Genomic DNA, 3,564 nt, shown 5'->3' on the forward strand with positions numbered 1-3,564 from the left:
GGTGCGGGGCCGAGCGCCATTCGCTATACCTATGACGATGCGGGCAATACGGTTCGGCGGGAGAGCCCCGGTAGGACGCTGGATTTTGGTTATGACGCGGAGAACCGGCTGATCTGGGTGCGCCAAGCGGACGGGGCCTGGGTGGCTCGCTATGGATATGACCCGCTGGGCCGGCGCATCTGGAAAGAGCAGTACCGCGACGGAGCAGGCCTCCCCTTGGCCCAGCCGAAGCGCAGCTACTACCTCTATAACGAAGAAGGATTGCTGGCTGAGGCTCGCCAGGCCATAGCGCTCAATGCAGAAGGGCTGGCAACCGCTAGCGCAGCCCCGGCCCTGCACACCCAGTATGGACCGCAGCCTGACGCACCGTTCACGACGGCGTTGCTGCTGGCCAAGACGCTGGACAGCAATGCGCAGCAGCAACTCGTGTTCTTCCACAACGATCACTTGGGGGCACCGGTGCAGGCAACCAATGCCAAGGGGCAGGTCTTGTGGGCGGCGGTGTATGAGCCGTTTGGGCAAGCGACGATCTTGTCACCGGCGCCGACGGCAGAGCAGCCGGTGGTGGAGATCAACCTGAGGCTGCCAGGGCAGTACTGGGACGACGAGGCAAGGCTGCATTACAACTTCCATCGAACATATGCGCCAAACACAGGTCGGTATGCCCAATCTGATCCTATAGGCCTCCGAGGCGGAATCAACATGTACGCGTATGTGGGAGGCAGCCCGATGGGGATGGTCGACCCTGAAGGCAGAATAGCAGCAGTTGCAATTCCTTTGTTAACTCCCGTCGTAGTTAGGGGCGTCATTTACTTAGCGTCTGCCGCTGCCGCTGCTTGGGCTGCACATAAAGCGACTCAGTCGGAGGCCCAGTCGTGTAACGAAAAGCCAAAATGCAAGGCCGCCACACCGGAAAATATTAGAGTGGCGCTGGAATCATCAAATATGTTGACGATGCAACCAACTGTATCTGCTGGCCATATTTAAACACTAGTCGATGCCATTGAAGCGGGGGCGCCTCTTCCGCCGATTTACGTTGACGAGAGAGTTATTGTCGACGGGAATCATCGATACATAGCCGGCTTGCTATGTGGAAGGCCGGCTGCAATTCAGCCATACACGGCCCCTATCTCCAGGCCTAAATATCCAGTTAAAACACTAATTGTCGTGCCATGAACGCCAAAAAAAGAAAGCTAATCGTTTATGTGGATGTTGATGATACTTTGATCAGAACCTTTGGAGTAAAGCGAATTCCGATTGTTCCTGCCGTTGAGCGTGTGCGCCTACTTTATGCCTCTGGCGCGGAACTGTATTGTTGGAGTTCTGGAGGAAGTGAATATGCAGAAGCGAGTGCGCGCGAGGTTGGTCTAGCGAGCTGTTTCACGGCATTTTTGCCTAAGCCAAATGTTCTAATTGATGACCAGTCAGTTGGTTCATGGAGATTCTTCATAGAGCAACATCCATTGTCTAATTGCAGTCTTGGTGTGGATGAATACTGGTCAGAAATTTTCTCGCAGAACTCTTCTTAATGTAAATGGGGCAATGCTTTGCCCGGAACTTCTTCCCCAATTTCTCCATTGACAGTTTCTGCCCATACAATGAATTCTCCTGCGTGCTGCCCGCATTCAGGGCAATGTAAGCTCTTTGCAGTATGGCGCTCTGGATGCCATGTGCACAGCACGAAGTGTAGTGAACAATTAAGGCACTTGACCTTAATTCTGGAATAGGACTTGGCTGAATTTTCCATAATGTTCAAATTCGAATTTGCGCTGAAAATTTATTTGTTCAAGAGGGAGGTGCTTAGGTGGTGTAGTGACAAATGACGATTGTTTTAAGGTGTTCAATATCTAAGATCCGCATCGAAATGAAGGCATATCGAGTGGGTGAATGTTATTTCACGTTTCGGATGGTTTTGGTCAATCATTATCGCTCATGATTGCCGCCAAATCCATAATGGAGGCGCTGCTTGAGTCAATTTTCATAAATTTAATGCAGGAGGTCGGGGTCAGAGAGATCGGGTCACAGAGAGATCGGGTCAGGCCTTAAATGTTAAGTGCTCGAGATTTAAGGTCCGGCCTTAGTGCCGTCGGTAATTTTTGAATCAAAAGCCGCCTCCCCCATCCACCCCCCCATGCCCAGCAAGCCCCTCCCCACCTGGCTCCAACTCCTCGCCATCCTCCTCGTCGCCTGGCTGCTCAAAACCCAGCTCTTCGGCCACCGTGGAGCCGGCGCATCGAGTGAGGACTGGACCCCCGAGCAAATCCACGGAGGTCAGGGTCAGGCCTGAAATGTTAAGTACTCGAGCTTTAAGGCCCGGCCCTAGTGCCGTCGGCAACTCATGAATCAAGAGCCGCCTCCCCCATCCACCCACCATGCCCAGCAAAACCCTCCCCACCTGGCTCCAACTCCTCGCCATCCTCCTCGTCGCCTGGCTGCTCAAAACCCAGCTCTTCGGCCACCGCGGGTCTGGCGCATCGAGTGATGACTGGACCCCCGAGCAAATCCACGCCCTTGCCGCCACGGTGAAAGCCGAAGAAGTGGTCATGTACACCACCACTGAATGCGGCTACTGCCACTAGGCCAAGGCCTGGCTGAACCAATACGGTTTTGCCTATACCGAATGCAATATGTCCGTCGACAGCCGCTGTGAATCCGAATTCGCGAGTTATCACGCGAATGGCACGCCCTTTCTGGTGCTCAACCGCCAGGGCCGCGAGCACCGCATGCACGATGGGTTTGATTCCGATGAATTCCTGGCGGCCTTGAGCGCCTGATTGACTGTGATGACTTTGCCGCTGGCTGTTCTTTTCAAGCTTCTCTCCCTGGCGCGATGGCGCTGCAGGGGGGACTGGCTGGGTGCCGCCGCCTTGAGCCTGGGGCTGTTGTGTGCCGCACCGGCCCAGGCCCAAGCCCCCAAGATCAGCCTGAGCGCGGCCAGGACCACGGCTTACGTCGGCGAAGACCTGGTGTTCACCCTGCGCTTCGCCGGCCGTGAGCGCCGCGACCAGGACTACCATGTCAGCTTCGTGCCAGGCGCACGCTGCGTGTCCGGCGGGGCCACACAGTACGTGGCCGGTGATGTGATCCACACCCTGGCCTGCAGCTTCAGCAAGCCGGGCCCGCGCTCGGTGCAGGGCATCGGCGGCTTCCTCAACACGGCAGCCGGCGGCAGCGTGGACGCCTTGGGCAATATCCGCTTCGGCGACTGGGTGCCGGGCTCGCTGAGCGATCCGCTGGACATCGTCATCCTGCCGCAGATCCGGCCGGCGCTGACGCTGGAGCGGCTGGACGCCAAGGCCCTGGCCGGCCAGCCGCTGCGCCTGCGCGCGCGCCTGAGCGGCACGGACTCGGCGGTGCCCGTGGAGGGCAAGATCAACTTCGGTGGCTCCACAGACTATGCGCTGGACGCCACCGGTGAAGCCCTGGGCGAGCTGCGCGGCCTGAGCCCCGGGCCCACCGAGCTCGTGGCGCGCCTGACCGTGGCCAGCCCGGCCTACGAGAAGGTGCAGTCCCTGCCGCTGAGCGTGGTGGTGGAGAAGGGCGGCAGCGTGGTGCTGCTCAATG

General features: G+C 57.7%; 6 protein-coding genes. All 6 read left to right on the plus strand.

Annotation, left to right across the window (positions count from 1 at the left end; genetic code table 11):
- A partial coding sequence (locus tag H5407_RS23270; RefSeq protein WP_220800759.1) for an RHS repeat domain-containing protein occupies positions 1-987 on the plus strand: 987 nt, incomplete at its 5' end.
- A gap of 185 nt (positions 988-1,172) precedes the next feature.
- On the plus strand, positions 1,173-1,529 hold the full coding sequence (locus H5407_RS23275; RefSeq protein WP_183106874.1) for a hypothetical protein: 357 nt from the start codon (positions 1,173-1,175) through the stop codon (positions 1,527-1,529).
- 602 nt (positions 1,530-2,131) lie between these two features.
- Positions 2,132-2,287, plus strand: coding sequence for a hypothetical protein (locus tag H5407_RS23280; protein WP_183106875.1), 156 nt, complete (start codon positions 2,132-2,134; stop codon positions 2,285-2,287).
- 85 nt (positions 2,288-2,372) lie between these two features.
- The gene (locus H5407_RS23285) at positions 2,373-2,579 is read left to right on the plus strand and encodes a hypothetical protein (protein WP_183106876.1); all 207 of its coding nucleotides are present in this window, start codon (positions 2,373-2,375) and stop codon (positions 2,577-2,579) included.
- Positions 2,580-2,627: 48 nt separating this feature from the next.
- A complete protein-coding gene (locus H5407_RS23290) occupies positions 2,628-2,774 on the plus strand; it encodes a hypothetical protein (RefSeq protein ID WP_183106877.1) in 147 nt (48 codons plus the stop codon).
- Between the two features lie 9 nt (positions 2,775-2,783).
- Positions 2,784-3,564, plus strand: a 781-nt coding sequence (locus H5407_RS23295) for a hypothetical protein (protein WP_183106878.1), incomplete at its 3' end; no start/stop codon positions are given.

It is taken from the genome of Mitsuaria sp. WAJ17 (assembly GCF_014174515.1).
Taxonomy (GTDB): domain Bacteria; phylum Pseudomonadota; class Gammaproteobacteria; order Burkholderiales; family Burkholderiaceae_C; genus Roseateles_B.

Excerpts from the sequence above, each read along its gene's own strand:
- H5407_RS23290 (WP_183106877.1), top strand. The coding sequence starts at position 2,628 with ATGTCCGTCGACAGCCGCTGTGAATCCGAATTCGCGAGTTATCACGCG.
- H5407_RS23285 (WP_183106876.1), top strand. The coding sequence starts at position 2,373 with ATGCCCAGCAAAACCCTCCCCACCTGGCTCCAACTCCTCGCCATCCTC.
- H5407_RS23275 (WP_183106874.1), top strand. The coding sequence starts at position 1,173 with ATGAACGCCAAAAAAAGAAAGCTAATCGTTTATGTGGATGTTGATGAT.
- H5407_RS23280 (WP_183106875.1), top strand. The coding sequence starts at position 2,132 with ATGCCCAGCAAGCCCCTCCCCACCTGGCTCCAACTCCTCGCCATCCTC.